Annotated in this window: 25 protein-coding genes; 13 read left to right on the forward strand and 12 right to left on the reverse strand. The window is 66.9% G+C overall.

Translation table 11 applies throughout. The features are described 5' to 3' along the window. Positions 1-83: 83 nt before the first annotated feature. Positions 84-1,355 carry a lipase family protein gene (locus ACIBK2_RS40395; RefSeq protein ID WP_396975572.1) on the reverse strand — a complete coding sequence of 424 codons (1,272 nt, stop codon included), beginning with the start codon at positions 1,353-1,355 and terminating at the stop codon, positions 84-86. Between the two features lie 150 nt (positions 1,356-1,505). Between ACIBK2_RS40395 and ACIBK2_RS40400 the strand changes: the two genes are divergently transcribed. Then, complete coding sequence (locus ACIBK2_RS40400; RefSeq protein WP_396975574.1) at positions 1,506-2,075, forward strand: hypothetical protein; 570 nt, start codon at positions 1,506-1,508, stop codon at positions 2,073-2,075. Positions 2,076-2,102: 27 nt separating this feature from the next. Here the strand turns inward: ACIBK2_RS40400 and ACIBK2_RS40405 are convergent, their stop codons facing one another. Beyond that, entirely contained in the window at positions 2,103-2,900 is a 798-nt protein-coding gene (locus ACIBK2_RS40405) for an LLM class flavin-dependent oxidoreductase (RefSeq protein ID WP_396975576.1), read from the reverse strand. 216 nt (positions 2,901-3,116) lie between these two features. Here ACIBK2_RS40405 and ACIBK2_RS40410 point away from each other — a divergent pair, with 216 nt between their 5' ends. Continuing rightward, entirely contained in the window at positions 3,117-3,518 is a 402-nt protein-coding gene (locus tag ACIBK2_RS40410) for a hypothetical protein (RefSeq protein WP_396975578.1), read from the forward strand. 82 nt (positions 3,519-3,600) lie between these two features. Here the strand turns inward: ACIBK2_RS40410 and ACIBK2_RS40415 are convergent, their stop codons facing one another. Further along, the gene (locus ACIBK2_RS40415; protein ID WP_396975580.1) at positions 3,601-5,025 is read right to left on the reverse strand and encodes a DHA2 family efflux MFS transporter permease subunit; all 1,425 of its coding nucleotides are present in this window, start codon (positions 5,023-5,025) and stop codon (positions 3,601-3,603) included. Between the two features lie 81 nt (positions 5,026-5,106). Between ACIBK2_RS40415 and ACIBK2_RS40420 the strand changes: the two genes are divergently transcribed. Next, positions 5,107-5,541: a MarR family winged helix-turn-helix transcriptional regulator gene (locus ACIBK2_RS40420; RefSeq protein ID WP_396975582.1), complete on the forward strand. Its 435-nt coding sequence runs from the start codon at positions 5,107-5,109 to the stop codon at positions 5,539-5,541. Between the two features lie 9 nt (positions 5,542-5,550). On the opposite strand, the gene ACIBK2_RS40425 is transcribed toward ACIBK2_RS40420, so the two are convergent. Further along, a complete protein-coding gene (locus ACIBK2_RS40425; protein WP_396975584.1) occupies positions 5,551-6,042 on the reverse strand; it encodes a tetratricopeptide repeat protein in 492 nt (163 codons plus the stop codon). A gap of 99 nt (positions 6,043-6,141) precedes the next feature. Here ACIBK2_RS40425 and ACIBK2_RS40430 point away from each other — a divergent pair, with 99 nt between their 5' ends. Then, entirely contained in the window at positions 6,142-6,372 is a 231-nt protein-coding gene (locus tag ACIBK2_RS40430) for a DUF2510 domain-containing protein (protein WP_396975586.1), read from the forward strand. Positions 6,373-6,391: 19 nt separating this feature from the next. Here the strand turns inward: ACIBK2_RS40430 and ACIBK2_RS40435 are convergent, their stop codons facing one another. After that, positions 6,392-6,799, reverse strand: a complete 408-nt coding sequence (locus ACIBK2_RS40435; RefSeq protein WP_396975588.1) for a VOC family protein — start codon at positions 6,797-6,799, stop codon at positions 6,392-6,394. A 57-nt stretch (positions 6,800-6,856) separates the two neighbouring features. Here ACIBK2_RS40435 and ACIBK2_RS40440 point away from each other — a divergent pair, with 57 nt between their 5' ends. Next, positions 6,857-7,312, forward strand: coding sequence for a MarR family winged helix-turn-helix transcriptional regulator (locus tag ACIBK2_RS40440; protein WP_396975590.1), 456 nt, complete (start codon positions 6,857-6,859; stop codon positions 7,310-7,312). Here ACIBK2_RS40440 and ACIBK2_RS40445 read toward each other — a convergent pair. Further along, on the reverse strand, positions 7,309-8,847 hold the full coding sequence (locus tag ACIBK2_RS40445) for an MFS transporter (protein ID WP_396975592.1): 1,539 nt from the start codon (positions 8,845-8,847) through the stop codon (positions 7,309-7,311). The two genes, ACIBK2_RS40440 and ACIBK2_RS40445, sit on opposite strands and share 4 nt — an antisense overlap. A gap of 85 nt (positions 8,848-8,932) precedes the next feature. After that, a complete protein-coding gene (locus ACIBK2_RS40450) occupies positions 8,933-9,490 on the reverse strand; it encodes a TetR/AcrR family transcriptional regulator (protein WP_396975594.1) in 558 nt (185 codons plus the stop codon). 39 nt (positions 9,491-9,529) lie between these two features. Between ACIBK2_RS40450 and ACIBK2_RS40455 the strand changes: the two genes are divergently transcribed. Next, positions 9,530-10,774 (forward strand): KasA/KasB family beta-ketoacyl-ACP synthase, encoded by a 1,245-nt coding sequence (locus ACIBK2_RS40455; RefSeq protein WP_396975596.1) that lies wholly within the window; start codon positions 9,530-9,532, stop codon positions 10,772-10,774. 108 nt (positions 10,775-10,882) lie between these two features. Next, complete coding sequence (locus ACIBK2_RS40460) at positions 10,883-11,680, forward strand: thioesterase family protein (protein ID WP_396975598.1); 798 nt, start codon at positions 10,883-10,885, stop codon at positions 11,678-11,680. 3 nt (positions 11,681-11,683) lie between these two features. Here ACIBK2_RS40460 and ACIBK2_RS40465 read toward each other — a convergent pair whose 3' ends face one another. Both ACIBK2_RS40465 and ACIBK2_RS40470 read right to left on the reverse strand, forming a co-directional pair. Further along, entirely contained in the window at positions 11,684-12,091 is a 408-nt protein-coding gene (locus tag ACIBK2_RS40465) for a VOC family protein (RefSeq protein ID WP_396975599.1), read from the reverse strand. An 82-nt stretch (positions 12,092-12,173) separates the two neighbouring features. After that, positions 12,174-12,821: a TetR/AcrR family transcriptional regulator gene (locus tag ACIBK2_RS40470; protein ID WP_396975601.1), complete on the reverse strand. Its 648-nt coding sequence runs from the start codon at positions 12,819-12,821 to the stop codon at positions 12,174-12,176. An 87-nt stretch (positions 12,822-12,908) separates the two neighbouring features. Between ACIBK2_RS40470 and ACIBK2_RS40475 the strand changes: the two genes are divergently transcribed. Next, complete coding sequence (locus ACIBK2_RS40475) at positions 12,909-14,045, forward strand: epoxide hydrolase family protein (RefSeq protein WP_396975603.1); 1,137 nt, start codon at positions 12,909-12,911, stop codon at positions 14,043-14,045. Positions 14,046-14,220: 175 nt separating this feature from the next. Continuing rightward, on the forward strand, positions 14,221-14,844 hold the full coding sequence (locus ACIBK2_RS40480) for an NAD(P)-dependent oxidoreductase (RefSeq protein WP_396975604.1): 624 nt from the start codon (positions 14,221-14,223) through the stop codon (positions 14,842-14,844). 70 nt (positions 14,845-14,914) lie between these two features. Here ACIBK2_RS40480 and ACIBK2_RS40485 read toward each other — a convergent pair whose 3' ends face one another. Then, complete coding sequence (locus ACIBK2_RS40485; RefSeq protein WP_396975606.1) at positions 14,915-16,063, reverse strand: GTP-binding protein; 1,149 nt, start codon at positions 16,061-16,063, stop codon at positions 14,915-14,917. 91 nt (positions 16,064-16,154) lie between these two features. Between ACIBK2_RS40485 and thiD the strand changes: the two genes are divergently transcribed. Then, a complete protein-coding gene (thiD, locus tag ACIBK2_RS40490) occupies positions 16,155-17,000 on the forward strand; it encodes a bifunctional hydroxymethylpyrimidine kinase/phosphomethylpyrimidine kinase (protein ID WP_396975608.1) in 846 nt (281 codons plus the stop codon). Between the two features lie 200 nt (positions 17,001-17,200). Here the strand turns inward: thiD and ACIBK2_RS40495 are convergent, their stop codons facing one another. After that, positions 17,201-17,923: a TetR/AcrR family transcriptional regulator gene (locus tag ACIBK2_RS40495; protein WP_357385863.1), complete on the reverse strand. Its 723-nt coding sequence runs from the start codon at positions 17,921-17,923 to the stop codon at positions 17,201-17,203. Positions 17,924-18,064: 141 nt separating this feature from the next. Here ACIBK2_RS40495 and ACIBK2_RS40500 point away from each other — a divergent pair, with 141 nt between their 5' ends. Both ACIBK2_RS40500 and ACIBK2_RS40505 read left to right on the forward strand, forming a co-directional pair. After that, positions 18,065-19,654, forward strand: a complete 1,590-nt coding sequence (locus ACIBK2_RS40500; RefSeq protein ID WP_396975610.1) for a flavin-containing monooxygenase — start codon at positions 18,065-18,067, stop codon at positions 19,652-19,654. After that, the gene (locus ACIBK2_RS40505; protein ID WP_396975611.1) at positions 19,651-20,499 is read left to right on the forward strand and encodes an SDR family NAD(P)-dependent oxidoreductase; all 849 of its coding nucleotides are present in this window, start codon (positions 19,651-19,653) and stop codon (positions 20,497-20,499) included. The genes ACIBK2_RS40500 and ACIBK2_RS40505 overlap by 4 nt, the downstream gene beginning before the upstream one ends. Before the next feature lie 6 nt (positions 20,500-20,505). Here the strand turns inward: ACIBK2_RS40505 and ACIBK2_RS40510 are convergent, their stop codons facing one another. Continuing rightward, positions 20,506-21,537 (reverse strand): Lrp/AsnC family transcriptional regulator, encoded by a 1,032-nt coding sequence (locus ACIBK2_RS40510; RefSeq protein ID WP_396975613.1) that lies wholly within the window; start codon positions 21,535-21,537, stop codon positions 20,506-20,508. A gap of 106 nt (positions 21,538-21,643) precedes the next feature. Here ACIBK2_RS40510 and ACIBK2_RS40515 point away from each other — a divergent pair, with 106 nt between their 5' ends. After that, on the forward strand, positions 21,644-23,161 hold the full coding sequence (locus tag ACIBK2_RS40515; RefSeq protein ID WP_396975615.1) for an MFS transporter: 1,518 nt from the start codon (positions 21,644-21,646) through the stop codon (positions 23,159-23,161). The last annotated feature ends 69 nt before the right edge of the window (positions 23,162-23,230 follow it).

The raw sequence follows: 23,230 nt of genomic DNA on the forward strand, positions 1-23,230 counted from the left end.
TCGAGTTCGCCTGTCCAGCAACACGTCCGGCTTCCGCACCTGCGGGAGCCGGACGCTTCTTTACCGGCGCACTGCCCGACCGGTTACTTCGCGGCGATGAATTGGGACAGCACGGTAGTGCTGCTACATCCGGCCGGTGCCGGAGCATCGGTGCTGAGGCGTTCCCCCAGCCAAGAGAACGCGGCAGGGGAGGCCGAGAAAATCATGCTCAAATGCTCGGCCAGCTGCTCACGGATATAGGTGACCCGAGCCCCACGGGCACAGAGATCTTCGACCATCCGGTCGGTCGAGCCCACCGGAATCACCTCGTCCTGCACAGCTTGAAAGACATAAAGCGGCGCCGACGGCGCGTGGGTACCCAACCTGGCCTGGTTGATAACGTCGGCGAGCGGCGGCAACGCCAGGACCTGGTCCAACGGGATGTCGAAGTACCGTTTCCAGTCGCCGAAGAACTGCTGGGCCAGCGTCGTCGTCAGGCATTGCGTCTGGATCTGATCCATCACGGCCGCCCCCTCGGGTGTCAGGTGCGGTCGCATCGCCGCTTTGACCTCGGGATAGGTCGCGTAGTAGGACGACAGGCCGCTACCGACTATGGCCGAAAAGGGCCCGCCGTTCGTGGTGAACAATGCCGCATTGATATCCGCTCCGGGGCCGCCGTACGCGGCGCCGGTAATGTTGAGCTCGGGTGCGTAACTGGGTTGCAGCTCAGCCGTCCACCCCGTCGCGAACCCGCCGCCCGAATACCCGAACAGACCGACGCGGGTCTCGGAGCCGAGACCGAGCGGCGCGAACCGCGTGGCCGCGCGAATGCCATCCAGCGCCATGAAACCGGGCTCCTGGGCAACCGGGAAGTGGCCGAATCGCCCGCCGAAGTCGGGCACCGACACCACCCAGCCGTTCGCCAGCATGGTTTGCAAATCCTTTATCTGCCCCGTGGTCTCCGTAGAGGACTGGGCACCCGCCTGCAGCCCGTAGGACGGGACACATTGCGGACCGGACGCGTCCTCGAACATTTGCTGCGACACCAACGGCCGGTCCGGTCGGACATTGTCGGGCAGGAACACCGTGGTGACGGTGACATCCGGCTGCTCGAACACATTGGTGGTGCGATAGAGCAGTTGCCAAGCCTGCGCAGGCAACTGCACCACCAACTCGATCGGCCGGGATCGCAGAATCGCGCCCGGCGCCGCGGCCTCGAAACCGGCTGGTGGCTGGTAGAACTCATCCACCTGCGGCAGGGGTGGCGCCGCACCCGCCGGATTCGATGACACAATCGCCGGCCCGGCCAACGTCACCATGACGGCCACTGCGGCAACGCCTAACCCGCAGACGCGTCGCTGCGCCTTACTGGACATCCCGACCTCCATTGCTCGGATACACCGGACGCAGCACACATATAGCAAATTGTCGGGTCAATATTAATAACCACGGGATTGATAGGTGGGACCCTCGACGTGCGTTCTTTTCAGTCGCCCCACAGGCAGTGCATGCAGCAGGATCAGCGCATGAGTGTGACCGCCGATCCCGTCCGTCAGCTCCCGGACGGTTGGGCCGCGCCGCTGATAGCGACTACCTTTCTCGCCGCGCTGTGCTGTATCGCGCTGCTGTGGTTCGGCATGTCCAATGGTTCCTTCCTCGGGTTCATGGCCGCCATATTCGTGTTGGGGCTCGCCGCTATCGGCTGGCTCGTCCCAGCCCTGGTCGCCATGCTCTACTACCGCACCTTCATGCTCGGTCTGATCGCCCCGGCGATAGTGGCGATCACCTTCGCGCTGCTCCATACCGACATTCCGCGCAGCGTCGGCTGGGCGCTGTCGGAAGGCAGCCTCGAACGAGCCGAAGTCCGGTGCACTGATACCGGCCTCATCGGCGTCTACTTGGTCACCCATGCCAGTCGGCGCGCCGCCGGGTGCCACTTCTATACCGACGGTGGCTTCATGGATTCGGTGGGTATTGCCCATCTCCCGAACGGTGTCCCGGCGGACGCCGTGGCCGAAGGTGGACCGATCCGAGACGGGCAGTACGGGTACTGGCATATCAATGGACCCTGGTATCGGTTCAGTCAAGCGTTCTGACCGGCGCCGATCACTGACGACCTGTCGTCACCCGAGCTGTGCGACGACAGGTGCGAACCTTTCGGCGAAGTCGGCGCCGAAGATGAAGTAGGAGAAGCCGATTTCTTCTCGTCGCCGTTGAATTTCCTCGATGGCGGCGGCCGGGTCGTCCGGAAGTACGGTCAGTGCGTCCGCCGCGCGAAGCGCTGCCGGGTCGGTTTCGGGAGGCCCCATGTGCGGCGCGACCTCGTCGCCGATGACCGGCACGGCGAGCGCGAGCTCGATGTCCGGAACCGCGCGGAAGTCCTGGGCCAGCCGCGCGACTTCGGTCCGCGACTGATCCCCCAGCGCGAAGGTGACCGTGTCCGCGACCTCGGCCGCCAGCGCCCTGGCCTTCGGACCGAGTACGGCCATCGCCACCGGCGTGTGCAGGTCGGGGCCATCGAGATCGCGTAGCGCCCTGACGGTTTCACCGATCTGAGCCAGCCGCTCACTCGGCGAGAGCACGGGCAGCCCCTTGTCGCGGAGCTCGTCCTCGATTCCTGGCCTGCCGGTGCCGATGCCCATCTCGAAACGACCGTCGGTCAGCAGCGACAGCGAGTGCGCTTCCCACGCCGTCATCCACGGCGGGCGGAACGGCGAGGCATACACCCAGGTGCCAACGCGCAGGTCGGTAAGGGCTGCGGCAGTGGCAAGCAGGGGACCGGGCGCCGGTTGCGTGAGCGGGAAGTCGGGCACCAGCAGCGTCGAGTAGCCGCTGTCGGCGATGCGACGAACGCGATCTCGCCACGTCGGCAGGTCAGTCATGAGCGGGGCGACAACCCCGAATCGAAACGGTCGCGTCATGTCCGAATTCCTCTCTGTCGGTCTATCCAGACATATTGACGGCCGACCCGCCCGAAATTCATCGACACAGTCCAGCTGCCCCACCGGGACTTGTGTCAGTAGGCGTCAGGCGGGTGTCAGGTCGGTGTCAGCGAGCCCAGCCAGAGTGTGTACATCGAGCAAAACGACCGGCACCGACAGAGTCAGTGCCACCACCGATTTCGAGGAGTACACGACATGTCCAACACCATCACCCTCAGCGACCAGGACAAGAGCACCCTGCGGACCGCCGCCTACGGCACTGTCGCGCTCATGGCTGCCGCTGGTGCGCCGCACAAGGGCATCTCGCACGGCTCCATCGCCCTGACCTCGGCGACCGGGCTGGTCGGGCACGTGCTCTCCGCCAAGTCCAAAGATATTCACCTGCAAGGCAAGTCGGTCGCCGACCTGGCCGACCACGTGCTGCCGAGCCTGACCGCGGCCATGCACCTGCTCGGCAAGCAGTATCCGGGCGAGGCCGACAACTTCCGCGACACCGTCCTCGTCGCCGTCGAAGCCGCCGCTCAGTCCCGCAAGGGCGACCCGAGCCCTGCCGTGGCGGCGATGGCCCGCAAGGTCACCGCAGCCCTCGACGCCTGACGAATGCCCGCTCGGCGCAGCACATCTGGTCGCGGGGTCCGCTCTGGACCCCGCGACGTGGTACCACGGAACCTACGTGCCGTTAGCGGCGCAGGCGAACCTCCGTGCGCCACAACCAGATCGACGCGACCAGCGAGATGGCGGTCGCGGCGGTGAGCCACCAGAAGGCCTGGCGGAAAGCGGCGTCGATCGGGAGGCCGGCGGCGGCCGACCGGTAGAGCACCACCGCGAGCAGGGCCGCACCGATCGAACCACCGACGCGCTGCAGGATATTCACCGTCGACGCCGCGTCGGACAGTTGGTCGCGGCGGACCGCGGCGTAGGCGGCCGCGACGACCGGGATGCCGGTCAGCCCGGTGCCGATGCCGCGGATCAGCAGCAGGATCTGGATCAGCACGAGGTTCATCGACGCGTCACCGAAGGCGAAGGGCACGGTTACCAGCACCGCCAACGTGTTGCCGACCATGGCGACGACCCCGCCGCCGTACCGATCGGTCAACCGGCCCGCGATCGGCAGCGCGATGATGCCGCCGAGACCGAAGGTCGCCAAGGACAATCCGGTGACGATCAGGCTCTGTCCGTGTAGCAGCTGAAAGTACAACGGCAGCAACAGCATCGAGCCGAACAGCGAGGCTCCGTTGAAGAAGTTGGCGGCGTTGGCTGTACTGAACACCGGGCTGCGAAACATGCTGACGTCCAACAGCTTCGGTCCGCGTCCGCGCACCGACCGCAGCACGTACCCGATCAGGGCAAGCGCACCGAGCACCACCGGCACACCCACCGTCGGGGCGAAGAACTCACCCCGGCTGCCGAATTCGCCGAGCCCGTAAACCAGCAGCGACAACCCGGCCCCGATCAGGGCGAACCCGACGAAATCGAAGGTGCCCGAGTCCGATTTCTCGATGCGCGGCAGCACCCGCAGCGCCAGCACCAACGCGACGAGGCCCAACGGGATATTGATCAAAAACAGCCATTCCCAAGGTAGTTGGGCCAGCATCACGCCGCCGACGGTCGGTCCGACGGCGGGGGCGGCGACTACCGCGATGCCGACCACGCTCATCACCCGCCCCAGCCGCTGCGGCCCGGCCACCTGACCGATCATGGCCTGTCCCGCGGGCACCAGCAGCCCTGCGGTCAACCCCTGCGCGATGCGTAATGCGATGAGCCATCCGACATTCGGCGCCAATGCGCACAGCCCCGAGGTGATGGTAAACCCGATGAGCGCTCCGATCCACACCCGATCCAAACCGAACCGCCTACCCAGCCAACCGACCAGCGGCAAGGTGACCGCGAGCGCGAGCAGGTAGCCGCTGGCGATCCACTGCGCGCTGTCGAGTGTCGCCCCGAGATCGGTGGCGATGGTGTTGAGCCCGACGTTCACCAGCGAGGTGTCCAGCATGCTCATCACCGCGCCGAAGACGACGACGCCCGCGACCCGCCAGACCGCCGCGGGGATGGCTTCGAGTGCGGGTTCGGCGGCCGGCACCGCCGTTCGAGTATCCGACATGGACCCTCCGAAATCAGTAGAGCTCTGAGATTGTGGAGACTATCAACAATCTTGCGACTCAACAATGGATAAGATGTCGGAATGTCCGATGACCACCTGCATCCCCGCGGCCTGCTGCGCTTCCCGAGCTACGCCCTCGGCAAGCTGCACAAGGCGGTGCACGCCGAACTGGGCTCGTCGCTGCGCGACCACTGGGTACTGACCTGCCTCGAGGAGTTCGGCGAGCTGTCCCAGCAGCAGGTTTCCGCGTCGCTCGGCATCGACCGCAGCGAGATGGTCCGGTTGATCGACGGCCTGGAGCAGGCGGGGCTGGTGGTCCGCACCCGGGATACCGACGACCGACGCAAGTACCGGTTGACCGTGACGCAGGCGGGCAGGGCGCAGTGCGCACAGACCGATGCGGAAGTAGAACGCGCCACCGAACGAGTGCTCGGCCGTCTCGACGAGCAGGAGCGGCGCACGCTGCATCGGCTCGCGCTCAAGGCGATCGGAGAGGAACCCGACGCGGCGGGCTGAGCGAAAGCCCTACTCGACCAATTCTCGGGCGTAGTTCGCGGTGGAGCGCTGGTATCGAGGCAGGTGCGGGGCGAGGGCACCAAGCGCCAGCGAGAGTGCCTCGCGGTCGCGGCCGAGGGTGGACAGGCACAGGGCCAGGAACGCGCGCACGGCGTCGTCCAATTCGTCGGTGCGGGCGGCGAGTTCCTCGGTCAAGAGCGTGACGCCCTCCTCCGCCTGACCGATGTTCCGTAGCGAGCTCGACAGTTGGATGGTGGCCTGACGCCGCGGACTACCGTCGAGCCCGCGCGCCAACGCCTCCCGGTACAGCGGAATCGCCTTGTCGGAGTGGCCCGTTGAATCCCAGGCGCCCGCCTGCTCGAAGGGTCCGAGCGGGTGGTCGCTGGGCAACTCGGCGACCAGCGCGTCGATCACCGCACGGAACTCGCCCGCGTCGGCTTCGTCGTAGTCATCGAAGGTGGCCCAGGCCGCGGCTACCCGCTCTTCCCAATCTCGGTTCACGCTGCCAACTTTCGCACAGATCGCCTGGCCCGATCGTCGCAATGGTGACGACATCATGACACCGGCCACCAGCAGCCCAACCCGGTGAATACTGATCGGATGGGAGCAATCAGCGTCTGGCACATTCTCATCCTGCTTGTCCTTTTTGCGATCATGGCGGGGATCGGCGGCGTCACGTACCTGGTGGTGAAGTCCAGCTCGACCCGACAACCGCGACTTCAACCGCCCGGCACGATCGCGCCGGGCTGGTACCCCGACAACGCCAACCCGGCAATGCTGCGCTGGTTCGATGGACATCAGTGGACCGCGCAGACTCAGCCGCGCCAGTGAACCTCGACATCCGGTCGAGTCAATAGGACTGCAGTTCGATCAGGGTGCCGTCGGGGTCGCGGAGGTGGGCGGTGCGGAGGTTGGGGCCCCACTGTTCGCGGTCGGTGGGGGCGGCGACCACGGTTGCGCCGTGGCGGAGGCAGAGGTCCAGGCCGGCGTCTACGTCTTTGACGCGACAGACGAACATGACTGCGTCTTGGGCGGGGGCGGATCGTGTTGGCAGGGTGGCGGTTCCCGCTATGTCGGCCATGGCGGCGCGGTCGAAAAGGACCAGGACGGCTTGGTCGTCGACGTCCCAGTTGGCGTAGGGGCCTGCGGCGGTGCCCTTGATCAGTTCGGCGCCGATCAGCTCCGGGAGGACGGCGGCGTAGAAGGTGAAGCAGTCGGCGAAGCGGGTGACGAGCAGTCTCGGATGCAGGGCGTCCATGGCGTTCTCCATTTAGTAGGTGCTGACCTATTATAGGTTCGGCCCTACAATAGGGCGATGAACGCTGGACGCGCCTTGCCGCCGAGCTTGCTCGGGTTGGATATCTACCTGCTGTCGCGGGTGGGCAAGGCCGCGCGCGGGCGGTTCGCGGATCGGTTGGCGGCGCGTGGACTTCGCCTGTGGCACATGGCGATACTCGCCGCCCTGGCCGACTTCGGGCCGCACGCGCAGCGAGATCTGGCCGAGCGGCTCACCATTCACCCCAGCGATGTGGCCAAGATCGTCGACGAGCTTGCCGCGACCGGGCAGGTCGAGCGCACGCGGGACGATAACGATCGACGACGGATGACCGTGCGGATCACCCGCACCGGTCGCACCGCACTGACCGCTCTCGGCAAGGAGGCACACCAGGTCGGCGACGACCTGCTCGCGCCGCTGAGCCCGAAGGAGCGCGACCAACTGTCCGACCTGATGCGCCGCCTCTTCGAGCACGCCTACCCGCCCGAGAGCTAATGGGAGCCGGTTACTCGGAATCCCTTGGGAACCAACCAGACTGCGACCACAGCAACGGTGGTGACGATGGCCGCCGAGACGTAGGCGGTGGTGGTGAGGGCGGTGTCGAAGGCGTGACGGGCGGTGTCCAGGACTTGCTCGCGGGTCGCATTGTCCAGGCGGCCTGCTACTTCCACGGCACCACCGATGGATTCCCTTGCCTCGTCCAGATTTTCACCATGCAGCGGGAGCCCCACCATGTTCTCGGTGAAAACACGACCGTGGATACTGCCGAGCAAGGCGACACCGAGGCCGATGCCGAGTTCGTAGTTGGTCTCCGAGACCGCACCGGCCTGCCCGGCGCGTTCCGGCGGCACCGCGGAGACCAGGACGGCGGCGGCCGCGGTGATCGCCAGACCGTCGCCGAGACCGAAGGACGCGAGCACCAGTGCGACAACGGGATACGTGGTCGGCTCGGGACTCAGCGCCAGCCCGAGGAACCCGATGGCCAGCGCGCCGAGCCCGATGGCGAGCACGGCGCGAACGCCGATGTGCTGCATCAACCACGGGGTCGCCAGCGACGCGACCAGCAGGGTCAACGCCGACGGCAGGGTGCGTAGGCCCGCCTCGGACGGCGAGTAGCCGTGCACGTACTGCAGCCACAGCGAGATCAGGAACAGTGCGGCGCCGATCGCGAGCATGGCGAGCAGCGTGGCGAGCGCGGCGGCCGAGAAGGCGCCGTTGCGGAACAATCGCACGTCGAGCAGCGGGTCGGCGGCGGCGAGCTGGCGGCGGGCGAACCAGACGAGCAGCAGCACACCGAGCACCAAGATGACCCAGTCCACCAGTGCGGGTGTGCCTTTGGCGACATGCTTGATGCCCCAGGCCAATCCGACGATCCCGACGATGGACAGCACGGCGGCCAGCCAATCGAGCGAACCCGATTGTGGCGCACGATATTCCGGCAGCAGCCAGGCGCCGACCAGCACGGTGAGCACGACGACCGGCACGTTCAACCAGAACGCCGAGGCCCAGCCGAACTGTTCGACCACCACCCCGCCGACGATCGGGCCGATGGTCGCGCCCGCGCCCGCCACCGCGGCCCAGATGCCGATGGCCAGGGTGCGCTCGCGCACATCGGTGAAGATGTTCCTGATCAGCGACAACGTGGACGGCATCACCATCGCGCCGCCGATGGCGAGCAGCACCCGCCCGGCGATCAACTGCCACGAACTCTGCGACGTCGCCGCCACCACCGAGGCCACGCCGAAGAGCACGAAACCCATCAGGAACAGCAGCTTTCGGCCGACCCGGTCACCGACCGCGCCCGTGGTGATCAGCAGCCCGCCGAGCACCAGCCCGTAGACGTCGATGATCCACAGCTGTTCGAGCTGCCCCACCCGCAGATCGGCGATCAGCGACGGCAGCGCGACATTCAGGATGGTGGCATCCATCGCCACCAACAACAGGCTGGCGCAGAGCACGGCGAGCATCACCCACCGCACGCCACCCACCGTCGACTTGTCAGCCTCCGGCCCAGGCACGCTCGCAGCCATCCCGCCTCCTCGCTCGCCCCAACTCAGCATCCACTGCGCTCTAGCAAACACCAAGTAACCGCGCCGCCGGTCATCCGACAAACAACTAGCGCAGGGCTTGGTCGATCAGCAGACGGGCGGCGCGGTCGGTACGGTCGACGTCGCCGGTGATCAGGCGATCCTGGAGAATGCCGCGCAGGCCCGAAACAAGCAGTGTCGCTACGAGTTCTGGATCATCGATGGCAGGCAGTCCACGCAGGCCGTCGGCGAGCGAGTCGATGAAGGTCGCGATGGCAGTCTTGGCGTAATCGGCGTACGGGCTGTGCGAGGCGCAGGACGTGCCCAGGACCTGCAGCATCACCCGAACGCTGGTGCGGCCGTCGCCGGAGGTGTTGGCCTGCCAGAACTCCCACAGCTGCGCGCGCAACTCGGTGACATCGGCGACCTCCGAGAACAGTGTCGCGAGGTCGGGGCGCTGGGTGGCCAGCGCCTGGACCAGCAGCTCCTCCTTGGTGGTGAAGTAATAGATCAACATGCGTGAGCTGGTGCCGAGCGCCGCGGCGAGCGGACGCAGGGACAGCTCTGCCAGGCCATGGTCGGCGATGTAGTGCACGACGGCGGCGAGCAACTCCGCGCGTTTCGCGTGGTCGAGGGGACGAGCCATGAGTTGACTGTAGCGACTGGTACAGGTATCCATGACATCGTGACTGTAACAATCGCTTCAGAAACTCGGCCTGCCGTCGTCGTCACCGGCTACGCGGCCACCACGTCGCTGGCCGAGGACATGGATACGACCTGGTCCGAGCTGCTGCTCGGGCACAGCGGCATCGGCGTGCTCGCCGAGGACTTCGTCGCCGAGTACGACCTGCCGGTGCGCATCGGCGGCAAGCTGAAGTCGCATCCGGGCGAGCAATTGACCAGGGTCGAGCAGCGGCGACTGTCCTATGTCGAACAGCTGGCCCTGGTGCTCGGCCGTGCCGTCTGGAATAAGGCAGGCGCTCCGGAAATGGATGGCGAGCGGCTCGCAGTCGCCATCGGCACGGGACTCGGCGGCGGCGACGCACTGATCGACGCGGTCGACGCGATGCGGGCCGGCGGCTATCGGAAGGTATCGCCGATGTCGGTGCCGATGGTGATGCCGAACGGGCCTGCCGCCACCGTCGGCCTCGAAATCGGCGCCAAGGCAGGCGTTTTCGCGCCGGTGTCGGCCTGCTCGTCCGGCTCGGAGGCGATCGCGCAGGCCTGGCGGCTGATCAGCACCGGCGAGGCCGATGTGGTGGTGACCGGCGGCGTCGAGGGGCACATCCACGCGGTGCCCATCGCGAGTTTCGCCATGATGCGGGCGATGAGCACCCGCAACGAGGAACCGGAGCGGGCGTCGCGGCCGTTCGATCGGGATCGGGACGGATTCGTTTTCGGCGAGGCGGGCGCGCTGCTGGTGCTCGAATCCGAGCGGCACGCGCGGGCCCGCGGCGCCGAGATCCACGGCCGGGTGCTCGGCGCGGGAATCACCTCCGACGCCTATCACATCGTTGCCTCGGAGCCGGCCGGTGTGGGCGCGGCGCGGGCCATGCGCAAAGCGATACAGACTGCTGGACTACAGGTTTCGGATATTCAGCACATCAATGCGCACGCGACCTCGACCTCGATCGGCGATGCGTCGGAGGCCAATGCGATCGCCGCCGTGGCACCGAACGCGTCGATCTACGCCCCGAAATCCGCACTGGGACACTCCATCGGCGCGGTCGGCGCCCTCGAATCGCTCGTCACGATGTTGACGCTGCGCGACCAGATCGTCCCGCCCACCTTGAATCTCGACAACCGCGATCCGGCGATCGACCTGGATATAGTCAGCGGCGCGCCACGCAAGCAGCGCATCGACTACGCAGTGAACAACTCGTTCGGCTTCGGCGGCCACAACGTGGCGCTGGCCTTCGGCCGGGTCTAGTCCCGCACTACCGGCCGGAATCTCGCACCCGAACCCGTCGTTGCAGAATTCGTAGACCGAACAACTCGCAGACCGGCAGCGCTGCCGGTCCGACGGACGGACAACGATGTGAGCGACGCTTTCTACCTACCTGACGACGCAGACCCGAATCGGTTCGTTTCGACCGAACTGACGCGGGGCCCGTGGTCGCCGGATGCGCAGCATGCCGGTCCGCCCTCGGCGCTGCTCGGCCACGCGATCGAGCGCTGCGAGCCGCGCGAGGGTTTTCAGGTGGGACGCGTCGCCGTGGAGATCCTGGGCCCGATTCCGTTGGAGCCGCTTACCGTTCAGACCCGCGTCGCGCGTGCCGGCCGCAGCGTGGAGTTGATCGAGGCAACCTTGTCGACCGATCGCGGGCCGGTAATGCAGGCCAATGCATGGCGATTCAAGCGAGCCGACCCGGAACTCCAACTTCCCCAACACATCCTGCCGACCGGTGCTCGCCCCGGCCCCGAGCACGTACCCGGCGCGACATCGTTCCCGTCGGACCAGGCCGTCGGCTTCCACACCGGCATCGAATACCGCTTCGTCACCGGCTCTTTCATCGAAGCGGGACCGGCGATCTGCTGGATCAGGCTGAAGTACCCGATCGTCGCGGGCACCGACCCTAGCCCGCTGGAACGCACCCTAGCCGCCGCCGATTCCGGCAACGGCGTCAGTTCCGTGCTCGACTGGTCCAGTTACCTTTTCATCAATACCGACCTCACGGTCACCCTGCACCGGCAACCGGCCGGTGAATGGGTTTGCCTGGACGCGGTCACCTACCCGCAACCGCACGGCATCGGCCTGGCCGAATCCGCACTCTTCGACGAGAAGGGTCCGCTGGGCCGCAGCACCCAGACCCTGTTCCTCACCACCCGGCAGTAGCCGTCAGGGGCGGGTGGAGATCTGCTGGACGGTCCAGCCGTTGCCGTCGGGATCGGCGAAGAAGACGAAGCCGATGTTGTCGAGCGGGTCGGCCACGCCGGGCGGGTTCGCGCCGAGGATCTGCACTTCGCTCACCTCCACTCCGCGAGATACCAACTCGGCGTGCGCCTTTCGGATATCGGGCACGACCAGTTGCAGGCCCTGCAGTGACCCGGGCACCATCTTCGGGACGGCGCCCTCGCCGATCACGATGGAACAGCCGGAGCCGGGCGGGGTGAGCTGCACGATGCGCATCCCCTCGCCGGGCACCACGTCGTGGTCGATGACGAAGCCCAGTTTCCGCGAGTAGAAATCCTTCGCCCGGTCGATGTCCGACACCGGGACGATCACCACCTCGAGCGTCCAGTTCATAGCGGGGTCCTTTCGCGTCTGCAGTATTCCTACCAGCGCGGACGGCGCGCGGCGGGCGAATTCGTCGACAGTGCGCGACGGCTCATTGCCGCCGCTCCCAACGCCAGGCGAACTCGCCCGCCTTGGGCGGGGGGCCGGGCAGTTCACCGTCCACGGACAGGCCGGCCACCAGCATGGCCAGCACCCGGCGGCGCAGCTGCGCGGTGCGATCCGGATCGGGCATCGAGATGGCCGCACACGATTCCAGGATGAGGCCGAGATCCTCCGAGGTGACCCCTGGGCGCAGCCGCCCGGTGGCCCGCGCGCGGCGCACGATCTCGTCGTTCGCCTCGGCCGAATGCGTCACGGCGGGCAGGATCGACTCGTCCGGCGTGAAGGTGCCTGCGAGGTGCACCGTCAGCGAGTGCACGTCGGCGTCGACGACCCGTTCCAGGAAGCCGACCAGTCCCTGCCAGCCGTCCGAATCCTCCAGCGCCGCATCGGCTTCCACGTTGTAGCGGCGCAGCCCGTCGTAACAGAGCGTGCGCAGCAGGACTTCCTTGCTCGGGTAGCGGCGATACAGCGCACTGATCCCCACCCCGGCCCGCTCGGCGACGGCGGCGATCGGGGCATTGGCGTCGGCCAGGAACACGGCGCGCGCGGCGTCCAGGATCAGCCCGTCGTTGCGGGCCGCCTGCGCCTTCCGGCCGGGCAAGGCCTTCTGAGCTGGAGCATCGGGCGGTTTCGGCATGACTTCAGCATAACACTTGAAACGGAATGATCCGTTCTGCTACGGTTTCAAACAGAACGAAGCATTCCGTTTTACAAGGAGATCGCAATGAGCACCATCAAGCCCTTCCAGATCAACGTCCCCCAGGCCCAGCTCGACGATCTGTCCGACCGCCTGCGCCGGGCCCTGTGGCCGAGCGAGCTGCCGGGTGTCGGCGACTCGTACGGCGTGCCCGTGGATCGGGTGCGCACTCTCGCGCAGTACTGGCTGGAGACCTTCGACTGGCGGGCGCTCGAGGCGAAGCTGAACTCCTACCCGCAGTTCACCACCGAGATCGACGGCGAGGACATCTACTTCTTGCACATCCGGTCGGCCCGCGCGGACGCGCTGCCGGTGGTCCTCACCCACGGCTGGCCCGGTTCGGTGCTCGAATTCCTCGATCTCATCGAGCCGCTGACCGCACCGGAGTCGGCCGAGGATCCCGCCTTCCACCTGGTGATTCCGGCCCTGCCCGGCATGGGTTTCTCCGGCCCGACGCACAGCACCGGGTGGACCATGCGCCGCGTCGCCAAGGCCTGGATCGAGCTGATGGATCGGCTCGGCTACCAGCGCTTCGGTGCGATCGGCAACGACGGCGGTTCGATGGTCTCCCCCGAGATGGGCCGCCTGGCGCCGGACCAGGTGGTGGGTGTCCATGTGACGCAGCTGTTTTCGTTCCCGTCCGGCGATCCGGCCGAGTTCGTCGACCTCTCGCCGGCGGATCTGGCGGCGCTCGAGCATCTGAAGTGGTTCCAGGACAACAAGATGGCCTTCAACATCCTGTGCAGCCAGCAACCGCAAACGCTGGCCTACGCGCTCACCGATTCGCCGATCGGCCTGTTGGGTTGGAACGCCCAGCTTTTCGGCGAGAGCCTGGACGCCGAGTTCGTCATCGGCAACGTCGCCCTCTACTGGCTGACCGGCACCGCGGCGTCGTCGGTCCGGTTCTACTACGAGGAGGCGCACAGCACCGATCGCCCGACCGGTCCGACCACGACCCCGACGGCACTCGCCATGTTCAAGGGCGATTTCCAGTCGATCCGCCGGTTCGCCGAGCGGGACCACCGCAACATCGTCAGCTGGAACTCCTACGACGCGGGCTCGCGGACCGGCGGTCCGAACGACGCCGCAGGCCACTTCGCCGCGCACGAGGCGCCCGAGCTGCTTGTGGGCGACATCCGGCAGTTCTTCGCCAAGATCGGCTGAAGTCCGACCGCTCGATGGCTCGCACCCGCGCGACGGGTGTGGGCCATCGCCCGTCCGGGCCGCGCGAGACAGTCTCTTATGTCTTCGAGACTCGAGGCCATGGTTCGTCTCACTTCGCGCTGTTGTACTGAATTCACCAACAGTTCAACAGCTTTCGACAAAGGAGAGAAACACCATGAAACTCGCAGTCTTCGGAGCCACCAGCACGGTAGGTCGCCTGGTGGTCGCGCAGGCCATCGAGGAGGGGCACGAGGTGACCGCCTTCACCCGTAACGCGGCGGGCCTCGCGCAGCGGCACGAGCGGCTGCACATCGTGGAAGGCGATGTGCTGGATACCAATTCGGTCGGCCGGGCGATCGTCGGCCAGGACGCCGTGCTGATCTCGCTCGGCGCGGGACGCAAAGGCGTGGTCCGGGCCGAGGGCACCCTCGCGGTGCTGGAGGCGATGGGCCGGACCGGGGTGAAGCGGGTGATCGTGCAGACCACGCTCGGCGCGGGCGAGAGCAGGGGCAACCTGAACTTCGTGTGGAAGTACCTGATGTTCGGGATGCTGCTGCGCCAGGCCTACGCCGACCATGTGCAGCAGGAGGCGTATGTGCGCGCCAGCGACCTGGACTGGACCATCGTGCGGCCGAGCGCGTTCACCGACGGCCCGCGCACCCGGGCCTTCCGCCGCGGTTTCCCCGCCGACGAGCGCGGGCTGGCGCTGAAGATCTCCCGCGCCGATATCGCCGACTTCATGCTCGAGCAGCTGAACGACACGACCTATCTGCACCAGGCTCCGGGTATCTCGAACTGAGGGCGGGACACCGTGCCGCCCTACCGCGACCCACGCTCCGGCCTAGCCGAGCGTGGGTCGCCCTCTGCCATCACACGTGCTCGTGCAATTCGCCCCAGGCCGGAAACGGGTCCGGATAGCCGGCCCATTCGGCAGGCCCCTCGGCGAACTCCGCATCGGTGAGCAGCGCATTGTCGAGCAGGACACGAACCTTGTCCCGATCGAGCTTGATGCCGATGAAGACGATCTCTTGTCCGGCAGGCACTTCCAGCGCCGACCACCACGCGGCGGGCTCGAAGACGAGATTGGGCCCGGCCTGGGACCAGATGGCCGCCAAGGTGGCGCGGCTGGCGATCCAGCAGAAACCCTTGCTGCGCAACAACCCTCGCAGTTCACCGAGCGCGTCGGACAGACGCTGTGGATGAAATGGCCGGTCGGCGGTGTAGGTGAGGCTGCGGATGCCGTACTCCTCGGTCTCCGGCGTGTGCCCGCCCGCCAACTCCTCCTCCCAGCCCTCGGCCTCGGCGGCGACCACCGGGTTGTATCGACCGGTGTCGAGCACGTCGGCCAATTCGACAACACCGTTGGTCGTGCGCAGTACGTGAGCACGCGGATTGAGCTTGCGCACAGTAGCTTCCACCGCACCAGCGGCCGCCGCACCGACCAGATCGGTCTTGTTCACCAGCAGCACATCGGCGAATTCCACCTGGTCCACCAGCAAGTCGGCGATGGTGCGCGTATCCCCTTCGCCCGCTTGCAGATTCCGCTCGGCCAGCGCCTGCCCCTTGGCCACCTCGGCCAGGAACGTGGACGCGTCGACCACCGTCACCATGGTGTCCAGTCGCGCGATATCGCCGAGCTTGAACCCGTCCTCGAACTCCCAGTCGAAGGTCGCGGCCACCGGCATCGGCTCGGAGATGCCGGTCGACTCGATAACGAGCTGATCGAACCGGCCCTCGCGCGCCAGCCTGCCCACCGCCTCGATCAGGTCCTCGCGCAGCGTGCAGCAGATGCAGCCGTTGGTCAGCTCGACCAGCCTCTCCTCGGTCCGGTCGAGCTGCCCCTGCCCCGCGACGACCGCGGCATCGATATTGACCTCGCTCATGTCGTTGACGATGACCGCGACCCGGCGGCCCTCCCGGTTGGCGAGGATGTGGTTGAGCAGCGTCGTCTTGCCCGCACCGAGGAAACCGGACAGCACGGTGACGGGGAGCAGGTCGGAGGTCGGTGCAGGGTTCATCCCTTAATGATAATGGTTTTCATTTACTGTTAGTACTCGGGGTTGCCGGTTGCCCGTGGCGGCGCGGGCGAACGGTCGTAGGGTTTGTCTCGTGAAGCTGCTGCCATTGACCCCCGACGGGCAGACTCCCGTCCGGGTGCTCACCATTGCCGGGACCGATTCCGGTGGAGGCGCCGGGATCCAGGCCGATTCGCGCACCATGGCCCTGTGCGGGGTGCACGCCTGCGTGGCCGTCGCGGCGGTGACCGTGCAGAACTCGAAGGGAGTCAGCGACTTCCACGAGATTCCGCCGCACATCGTGGCCGGTCAGGTGCGCGCCGTGGTGACCGATATCGGCGTCGGCGCGGTCAAGACCGGCATGCTGGCCTCGACCGCCATTATCGAGGCCGTCGTCGACGTCTGCCAGGAGGTCGGCATCGGCCGCAACGGGCGGATTCCGCTGATCGTCGATCCGGTCGCCGCGTCCATGCACGGCGACCCGCTGCTGCACGAGGAGGCCCTGGACGCGGTGCGGCACACGCTGTTCCCGCTGGCGACGGTGGTGACGCCGAACCTCGACGAGGTCAGGCTGATCACCGGCATCGACGTCACCGACGACGCGTCGGCCCGGCAGGCCGCGCGGGCCCTGCACAAGCTCGGCCCGCAGTGGGCGATCGTGAAGGGCGGGCATCTCCGATCCTCGGAGTACAGCACCGACCTGCTTTTCGACGGCGAGACGTTCCTGGAATTCACCGCGCCACGGATCAGCACCACCAACGACCACGGCGGCGGGGACACCCTGGCCGCGGCGACCGCGTGCGCGCTGGCCAACGGCTACTCGGTGCCCGAAGCGGTGGAATTCGCCAAGGACTGGACCTACCGCTGCCTTGCCGCCTCGTACGATCTGGGCGCGGGCCACGGCCCGGTGTCCCCGCTCTGGCGTCTGCACAACGACTGACCGTCGGGGCACCCCCTGAATCTCGTAATTCCCCACTTCAAATGCCCCTTAGGGGGCCGATTCTTGTCGGTGGGTGCTGAGACAATAGACGTGTCGCAAACGCGGTTGGCCTCGACGAAGCGGTCCGATCAGAACAGCGTCGTTCGGGTGGCTGCGACGACAGCTTCAGCGTCGGCCCGCGCGGTCGGCGGGACAGGGCGTTACTCGCCGGAAAAGGCAAGGTGCAGTGGCAGATCAGTGTCGATGACGATCCCGTTGAGCCGGGCATTGGCCGCCGTGAGCGCGGCGATGGTTTCGGCGAGATAGGCGACGAACTTCTCGATCGGCATCGGCTGCGTCTTCAACCGGTTCGCGCCGAGCCACCAGTCGGTGGCCGAGCCCACCGCACCGAAGATCGAATAGATGACCAGTTCGACACTGTCCACGTCCACCGGGGTGTCGGCCGCCAGCTCGGCGAACAGGTCGGCGGCCCGCTTCGCCGACTGCCGAGCGGACTGCAGCGCGCGTTCGGAATCGTCGGACTGCTGCGCGAAGTGGCTGTGCAGCATGAAGCGGAAGACGTTGGGGTGCTCCGACACCACGAGCGCGTACTCCGCCGCACCGCGGCGGACCAGTTCGTGGGCCGAGTCGTTGGTCAGGTCGACGCCGGTGATCAGCTGCTCCCACAGCATGTCGCGGACCCGATCGACGATGGCGTTGTAGAGGTCGGTCTTGTCCTCGAAATGCCGGTACAGCTTGGGTTTTGCCGCGCCGGCCTCCTTGGCGATATCGCCCATGCTGACCTCGGGCCCGAACTTGTCCAGCGCGCGGAACGCCGCGTCGACGAACTCCTCGCGCACCTTCAGCCGATGCTCACGCCAGCGTTCCGTGCGTGCGTCGACGCGCTTGCGTGGCACCTCGTCTGTTTTCCGGCCGCTGCGCATCACAATTCCGGATGCTACCTGCTACCAGCGGTACCGATGACCGGGTCGAGGCGTTGACATCGGATGAGGCGTGGGACACACTCGGAAAAGTACACGGAACCGGTGGTATTGGATACTTAGCACAGAGAGCCGGTGGGGACGATGGCGTCCGCGATCCACACCCGCGTCCTGATCGTCGGCAGCGGCTTCTCCGGCCTCGGCATGGGCATCGCGCTCGATCAGGCCGGCATCGATGACTACCTCATCGTGGAGAAGGCCGATGAGATCGGCGGCACCTGGCGGGACAACACCTATCCCGGCTGCGCCTGCGATGTGCCGACCCACCTGTATTCGTATTCCTTTGAGCCACGCACGAATTGGCGACGACTATTCTCTGGGCAGGCGGAGATCTTCGAGTATCTGAAGGAAGTCGCCGGCAAGTATCGGCTGCGGCCGCGGATCCGCTTCCATCAGGAGATGGCGCACACCTACTGGGACGAGGCCGAGCGGCGCTGGCATGCGTTCAGCGCCGACGGTCAGGAGTACGTCGCGCAGTTCCTAGTGTCGGCGGTTGGGGCGCTACATATTCCGAGCGTTCCGGAGTTTCGGGGCAGCGCGGACTTCACCGGTCCGGCGTTTCACTCGGCGCAGTGGGACCATGCGGTCGAGCTCGCGGGCAAACGGGTCGCGGTGATCGGAACAGGTGCCAGCGCAATCCAATTCGTGCCGGAGATCGTCGGCGACGTGGCGGAACTGACGGTGTTCCAGCGCACCCCGCCGTGGGTGATGCCGCGCGCCGATGTGGAGTTCTCCGCGCGGTTTCGGCGGGCGCTCGCGCGGGTGCCCGGCTTGCGCCTCGCGCTGCGCAATGGGATCTACTGGGGTGCCGAGGTCGGCGGGTATGCGATGAACTGGCGACCCACACTGCTGAAGGTGCTGGAGCGGGTCGGTAGGCGGCATATCGAACGGCAGATCGCCGACCCTGTTCTGCGAGAACAGGTTACGCCCAACTATCGGGCGGGCTGTAAGCGATTGCTCGGCTCCGACACTTATTACCCGGCGCTCGCCGACCCCAAGACCGAGCTGGTCACCGAGCGCATCGACCATTTCACCTCGGACGGCATCGTCACCGCCGACGGCGTCGAGCGCAAGGTCGATGTGATCATCTACGGCACCGGCTTTCATGTCATCGATTCGTTCAAGAATCTGCCGATGGTCGGTCTACACGGCGTCGACCTGGGCGAGCGCTGGTCACGGGAAGGGGTGCAGGCGCATCGCGGGATCACGGTCGCGGACATGCCCAACGCCTTCTTCCTGGTCGGCCCGAACACCGGCCTCGGCCACAACTCGATGATCTTCATGATCGAGGCGCAGATCCACTATGTGCTGCAGGCGATTCGGCAGGTGCGCGAGCAGGGCGCGGTCGCGCTGGCGCCGCGGCGGGCGGCGCAGGATCGATTCAACGCCCGGCTGCAAGACGGACTGGCGCGCTCGGTGTGGAACACCGGCGGCTGCCAGAGCTGGTATCTGGACGAGCACGGGAACAACCGCACGCTGTGGTCCGGGTTCACCTGGCGGTACTGGCTGCAGACCAGGCGGCTGGATCCCGCGGAATACGAATTCTTCAGTCCCGCACCGAGTTCACCGACGCGTCCCACCTTGGTACTGGAAGACCGTCCGGCACAAACGTTTCCCACAGCTCTGACCAATGGCCGGCCGATTCCTGCCAGTAACCCCAAGGACGTTCAATGAAGAACTTCACCGACAAAGTCGCCGTGATCACCGGCGCGGGCTCCGGCATCGGCCGTGGCCTCGCGCTGGAACTCGCCCGGCGCGGCGCCAAGCTCGCGCTGTCCGACATCAACACCGAGTCGGTCGCCGATACCGCCGGTCGCTGCGAAAAGCTCGGCGCCACAGCCATTCCGTATGAGCTGGACGTCGCGCACCGGGCGGCGGTGTACGCGCACGCCGCGGACGTGCGCGGCGAATTCGGGCGGGTGAACCTGGTATTCAACAATGCGGGCGTTGCCCTCGGGGCCGACGTCGAGGACATGGAGTGGGACGACTTCGACTGGTTGATGAACATCAACTTCTGGGGCGTCGCGCACGGCACCAAGGCTTTCCTGCCCGACCTCATCGCCTCCGGCGACGGGCACATCGTGAACGTGTCCTCGGTGTTCGGCCTCGTCGGCGTGCCCTCCCAAAGTGCCTACAATGCCGCCAAATTCGCGGTGCGCGGGTTCACCGAGGCGCTGCGGCAGGAGATGCGGATCGCCAGGCATCCGGTCGGTGTCACCTGCGTGCACCCCGGCGGAGTGACGACGAATATCGCGGTGAACGCGCGCGGCCTCGGCGACGATGTGGACCTCGAGACGCTGCGCCGCGGCTGGGACGCCATCACCCTGACCAGTCCGGACGCCGCGGCGAAGACCATCCTGCGCGGTGTGGAGAAGAACAAGGCCAGGGTGTTGATCGGGGCCGACGCCAGGGCCATCGATCTGATCCCGCGCCTGCTCGGCCCGGCCTACGAGGACCTCGGCGTCCCGCTGTACCGGGCGGGCAAGCGGACGGCGGCGCGGTTCGGCATCGCGCTGTAGGAGGCCTTAGCGGCGACGTGCCGCGCGGGGTGGCACCGGTGGCGGTGGGATCAGCAGGCCCGCCGTGGTGCGCGAACCCGCCTGCTTGAGCCGCTCGAGCACCGGTGTGAGCTCGAAGCTGTGCACGCCGTCCAGGGTCGCCATCTTGGTGGTCACGTAGTGGTACAGGTCGTCGGCGGTGTCCGCGGTGAGCACGGCGAAGATGTTGAACGGGCCGGTAACCGCTGCGGCATAGGCTGTTTCGTCGTGCTCGGCGATGGCTCGGCCCACCGCGTCCAGCTGCGCCGGGGCGACGCGCAGCCAGAGGAAGGCCCAGAGGCTGGATCCCAGTGCGACAGGGGCGATGTCGAGATCGAAGTAGAGGATGCCCGCCGCCTGCAGGGCCGCGATGCGGCGCGCTATCCGGCCGATGCTCACGCCGGTGGCGCGAGCCAAGACCGAGAAGCTGGCGCGTCCGTCGCGGGCCAGTAGCTCGAGCAGTGTGGCGTCTTCGTCGCGCAGCTGCAGATCCGCTTCGGCGTAATCCGTTGCTGCCGTGCCTTTCTCGGTCTGGGCGACTTGTCTGCTGCGCCAATCGACGGCACGTGGTCCGACGAAGCGGTGCAGGATCATCGCCGCCGCGATGTCGTGTACCGGCGCGGTGCGCTGCAGCCGCTGCACCAGTAGGTCGTCGCGATCCTGCGGTGTGCGCGGGTGCAGCGAGAAGTTCACCTCAGCACCGGCGGCCGCGATGCTGACCCAGGCGGCGTCGTCGCGGCGGGCCAGCGCCTCGGCCACCTGCCGGGCGCCGTCCGGACGGCAGTGCACCCGGATGATCCAGTCGTTCTCGCCGAGCGCGCGGGAGTCGACCGCGCCGATCACCCTGACCACGCCGTCGCGGCGTAACCGCCGGTAGCGGCGGGCGACGGTCTGCTCCGCGATGCCGAGGTCGACGGCGACTCGGTTGAACGAGACGCGCGGGTCTTGCTGCAGGGCTTGCACGATCTGCGTATCGACGCCATCCAAGATGGAGTTTTTGCCTGTTCCGGCGGCGCTCATAAGGAGGAAATCTACGCCTGGCCTGAATCAGGGCGACCATACCCATCGCTCCTCCGGATACTCGACGCGGTCTCACGCCCACGAATCTCCAGAGAGGACAACGGTTTTGCGTAAATGGCTGCCGCTGCTGACGGTGTGTCTCGGCACCTTCATGCTGCTGCTCGACGTCACCATCGTGAACGTCGCACTACCTGACATGCGCAACGACCTGAACGCGTCGTTCAGTTCATTGCAATGGGTGGTCGACGGATACGCCCTCGCCATGGCCGCGCTCATGCTCGGTGCGGGCTCGATCGCGGACCTGGCCGGACATCGCCGGACCTACCTCGCCGGTTTGGTCCTGTTCGCGGTCTCCTCCCTGATCTGCGGTATCGCGCCGAATCCGACCGTGCTCATCGTGGCGAGGGTGGTGCAGGGTGTCGGCGCGACCACCATGGCGTGCACCACCTTCGCCCTGTTGAACAACTCGTACACCGGCCGGGACCAGGGCACGGCGTACGGCGTATGGGGTGCCGTCGCGGGCGCGTCCAGTGCGATCGGGCCGATCATCGGCGGCCTGCTCACCGATCTCGCGTCGTGGCGCTGGATTTTCTTCGTCAACCTGCCGGTCAGCGCGGTGGCCATTGCCTTGTGCGTATGGGTACTCGCCGATGCCGATCGGCCGCACCGCGGCCGGGTCGATGTGGCGGGCATGGCGTCGTTCACCGTCAGCGCCGCGGCGGCGACCTACGCGCTGATCCGGGCGAACGAACATGGTTGGTCGAATGCGCTCACCTGGTGGCTGCTGTTGCTCGCCGCGGTGTCGCTGGTCGTGTTCCTCATGGTCGAAAGGGCCTCGGCGCAACCGATGCTCGATCTGGCGCTGCTGCGGGACCGGTCATTTGTCGGGGTGCTCGTCGCGGCCGGTGCGTTGTTCTTCGCGGCGTTCGGTGCGCTGATGTACACCCAGATCTGGTTGCAGTCAGTGCTCGGGCTGACGGCGATCCAGGCCGGGGCGGTGGGACTTCCGTTGTCGGTCATGGCCTTTCTGGTCTCCGGCGGCATCGGGCGGTTCCTGCACGGCGAGCACCGCGGTCGGATCATCGCGGGCGGGCTTTTCGCGACCGGTGTCGGCGGCGTGCTCGGCGCGCTGCTGGTGCACGGCCAAGCCGGTTGGGTGGCACTGGTTCCCGGCTTCTTGGCCATCGGCCTGGGTGTCGGACTGGCCACCGCGACGCTGAGTTCGGCTGCGATGGCGGCGGTTCCATGGCAGCGAGCCGGAATGGCAACGGGGGCAGTGAATACCGCGCAGCAGCTGAGCTTCGCGCTCGGCATCGCCACGCTGGGCAGTGTATTCACCGCACGGGCCGCCGATGTGCTCGGCGATCGTGGGGTGCCAGATGCGGAAGCCACGGCACGGGCGATCGGCGGCGGTCAGTCCGGGATGTTGTTGCAGCAGGTTCCGGCGGAAACGCGGTCTGTGCTCGAGGAGGCGGTGCGTGCGGCGGCCGCGGCGGGTGTGCAGGGCACGCTCGCGGTCAGCGGGGGCGTCGCGCTGCTCGGCAGCGCGCTCGTATTGCTGCTCATGCGGCGGCGGGGCAACCCGGTGGTGCACGTGGTCGAAGCGGAGGAGGCGCTCGCCTGATTTGCCGGAATTCCGAGTCGGCTGCCTGATTTGCCCGGTCAGCCCGCCGCGGAACTATCCGCTGAGCGA

The sequence above is a fragment of the Nocardia sp. NPDC050175 genome, from assembly GCF_044459885.1.
Lineage (GTDB): Bacteria > Actinomycetota > Actinomycetes > Mycobacteriales > Mycobacteriaceae > Nocardia.

Excerpts from the sequence above, each read along its gene's own strand:
- ACIBK2_RS40465 (WP_396975599.1), bottom strand. The coding sequence starts at position 12,091 with ATGAACTGGACGCTCGAGGTGGTGATCGTCCCGGTGTCGGACATCGAC.
- ACIBK2_RS40470 (WP_396975601.1), bottom strand. The coding sequence starts at position 12,821 with ATGCCGAAACCGCCCGATGCTCCAGCTCAGAAGGCCTTGCCCGGCCGG.
- ACIBK2_RS40480 (WP_396975604.1), top strand. The coding sequence starts at position 14,221 with ATGAAACTCGCAGTCTTCGGAGCCACCAGCACGGTAGGTCGCCTGGTG.
- ACIBK2_RS40510 (WP_396975613.1), bottom strand. The coding sequence starts at position 21,537 with ATGAGCGCCGCCGGAACAGGCAAAAACTCCATCTTGGATGGCGTCGAT.
- ACIBK2_RS40485 (WP_396975606.1), bottom strand. The coding sequence starts at position 16,063 with ATGAACCCTGCACCGACCTCCGACCTGCTCCCCGTCACCGTGCTGTCC.
- ACIBK2_RS40405 (WP_396975576.1), bottom strand. The coding sequence starts at position 2,900 with ATGACGCGACCGTTTCGATTCGGGGTTGTCGCCCCGCTCATGACTGAC.
- ACIBK2_RS40395 (WP_396975572.1), bottom strand. The coding sequence starts at position 1,355 with ATGTCCAGTAAGGCGCAGCGACGCGTCTGCGGGTTAGGCGTTGCCGCA.
- ACIBK2_RS40435 (WP_396975588.1), bottom strand. The coding sequence starts at position 6,799 with ATGGACGCCCTGCATCCGAGACTGCTCGTCACCCGCTTCGCCGACTGC.
- ACIBK2_RS40440 (WP_396975590.1), top strand. The coding sequence starts at position 6,857 with ATGAACGCTGGACGCGCCTTGCCGCCGAGCTTGCTCGGGTTGGATATC.
- ACIBK2_RS40430 (WP_396975586.1), top strand. The coding sequence starts at position 6,142 with ATGGGAGCAATCAGCGTCTGGCACATTCTCATCCTGCTTGTCCTTTTT.
- ACIBK2_RS40420 (WP_396975582.1), top strand. The coding sequence starts at position 5,107 with ATGTCCGATGACCACCTGCATCCCCGCGGCCTGCTGCGCTTCCCGAGC.
- ACIBK2_RS40445 (WP_396975592.1), bottom strand. The coding sequence starts at position 8,847 with ATGGCTGCGAGCGTGCCTGGGCCGGAGGCTGACAAGTCGACGGTGGGT.
- ACIBK2_RS40505 (WP_396975611.1), top strand. The coding sequence starts at position 19,651 with ATGAAGAACTTCACCGACAAAGTCGCCGTGATCACCGGCGCGGGCTCC.
- ACIBK2_RS40500 (WP_396975610.1), top strand. The coding sequence starts at position 18,065 with ATGGCGTCCGCGATCCACACCCGCGTCCTGATCGTCGGCAGCGGCTTC.
- ACIBK2_RS40410 (WP_396975578.1), top strand. The coding sequence starts at position 3,117 with ATGTCCAACACCATCACCCTCAGCGACCAGGACAAGAGCACCCTGCGG.
- ACIBK2_RS40495 (WP_357385863.1), bottom strand. The coding sequence starts at position 17,923 with ATGCGCAGCGGCCGGAAAACAGACGAGGTGCCACGCAAGCGCGTCGAC.
- ACIBK2_RS40450 (WP_396975594.1), bottom strand. The coding sequence starts at position 9,490 with ATGGCTCGTCCCCTCGACCACGCGAAACGCGCGGAGTTGCTCGCCGCC.
- ACIBK2_RS40400 (WP_396975574.1), top strand. The coding sequence starts at position 1,506 with ATGAGTGTGACCGCCGATCCCGTCCGTCAGCTCCCGGACGGTTGGGCC.
- ACIBK2_RS40475 (WP_396975603.1), top strand. The coding sequence starts at position 12,909 with ATGAGCACCATCAAGCCCTTCCAGATCAACGTCCCCCAGGCCCAGCTC.
- ACIBK2_RS40415 (WP_396975580.1), bottom strand. The coding sequence starts at position 5,025 with ATGTCGGATACTCGAACGGCGGTGCCGGCCGCCGAACCCGCACTCGAA.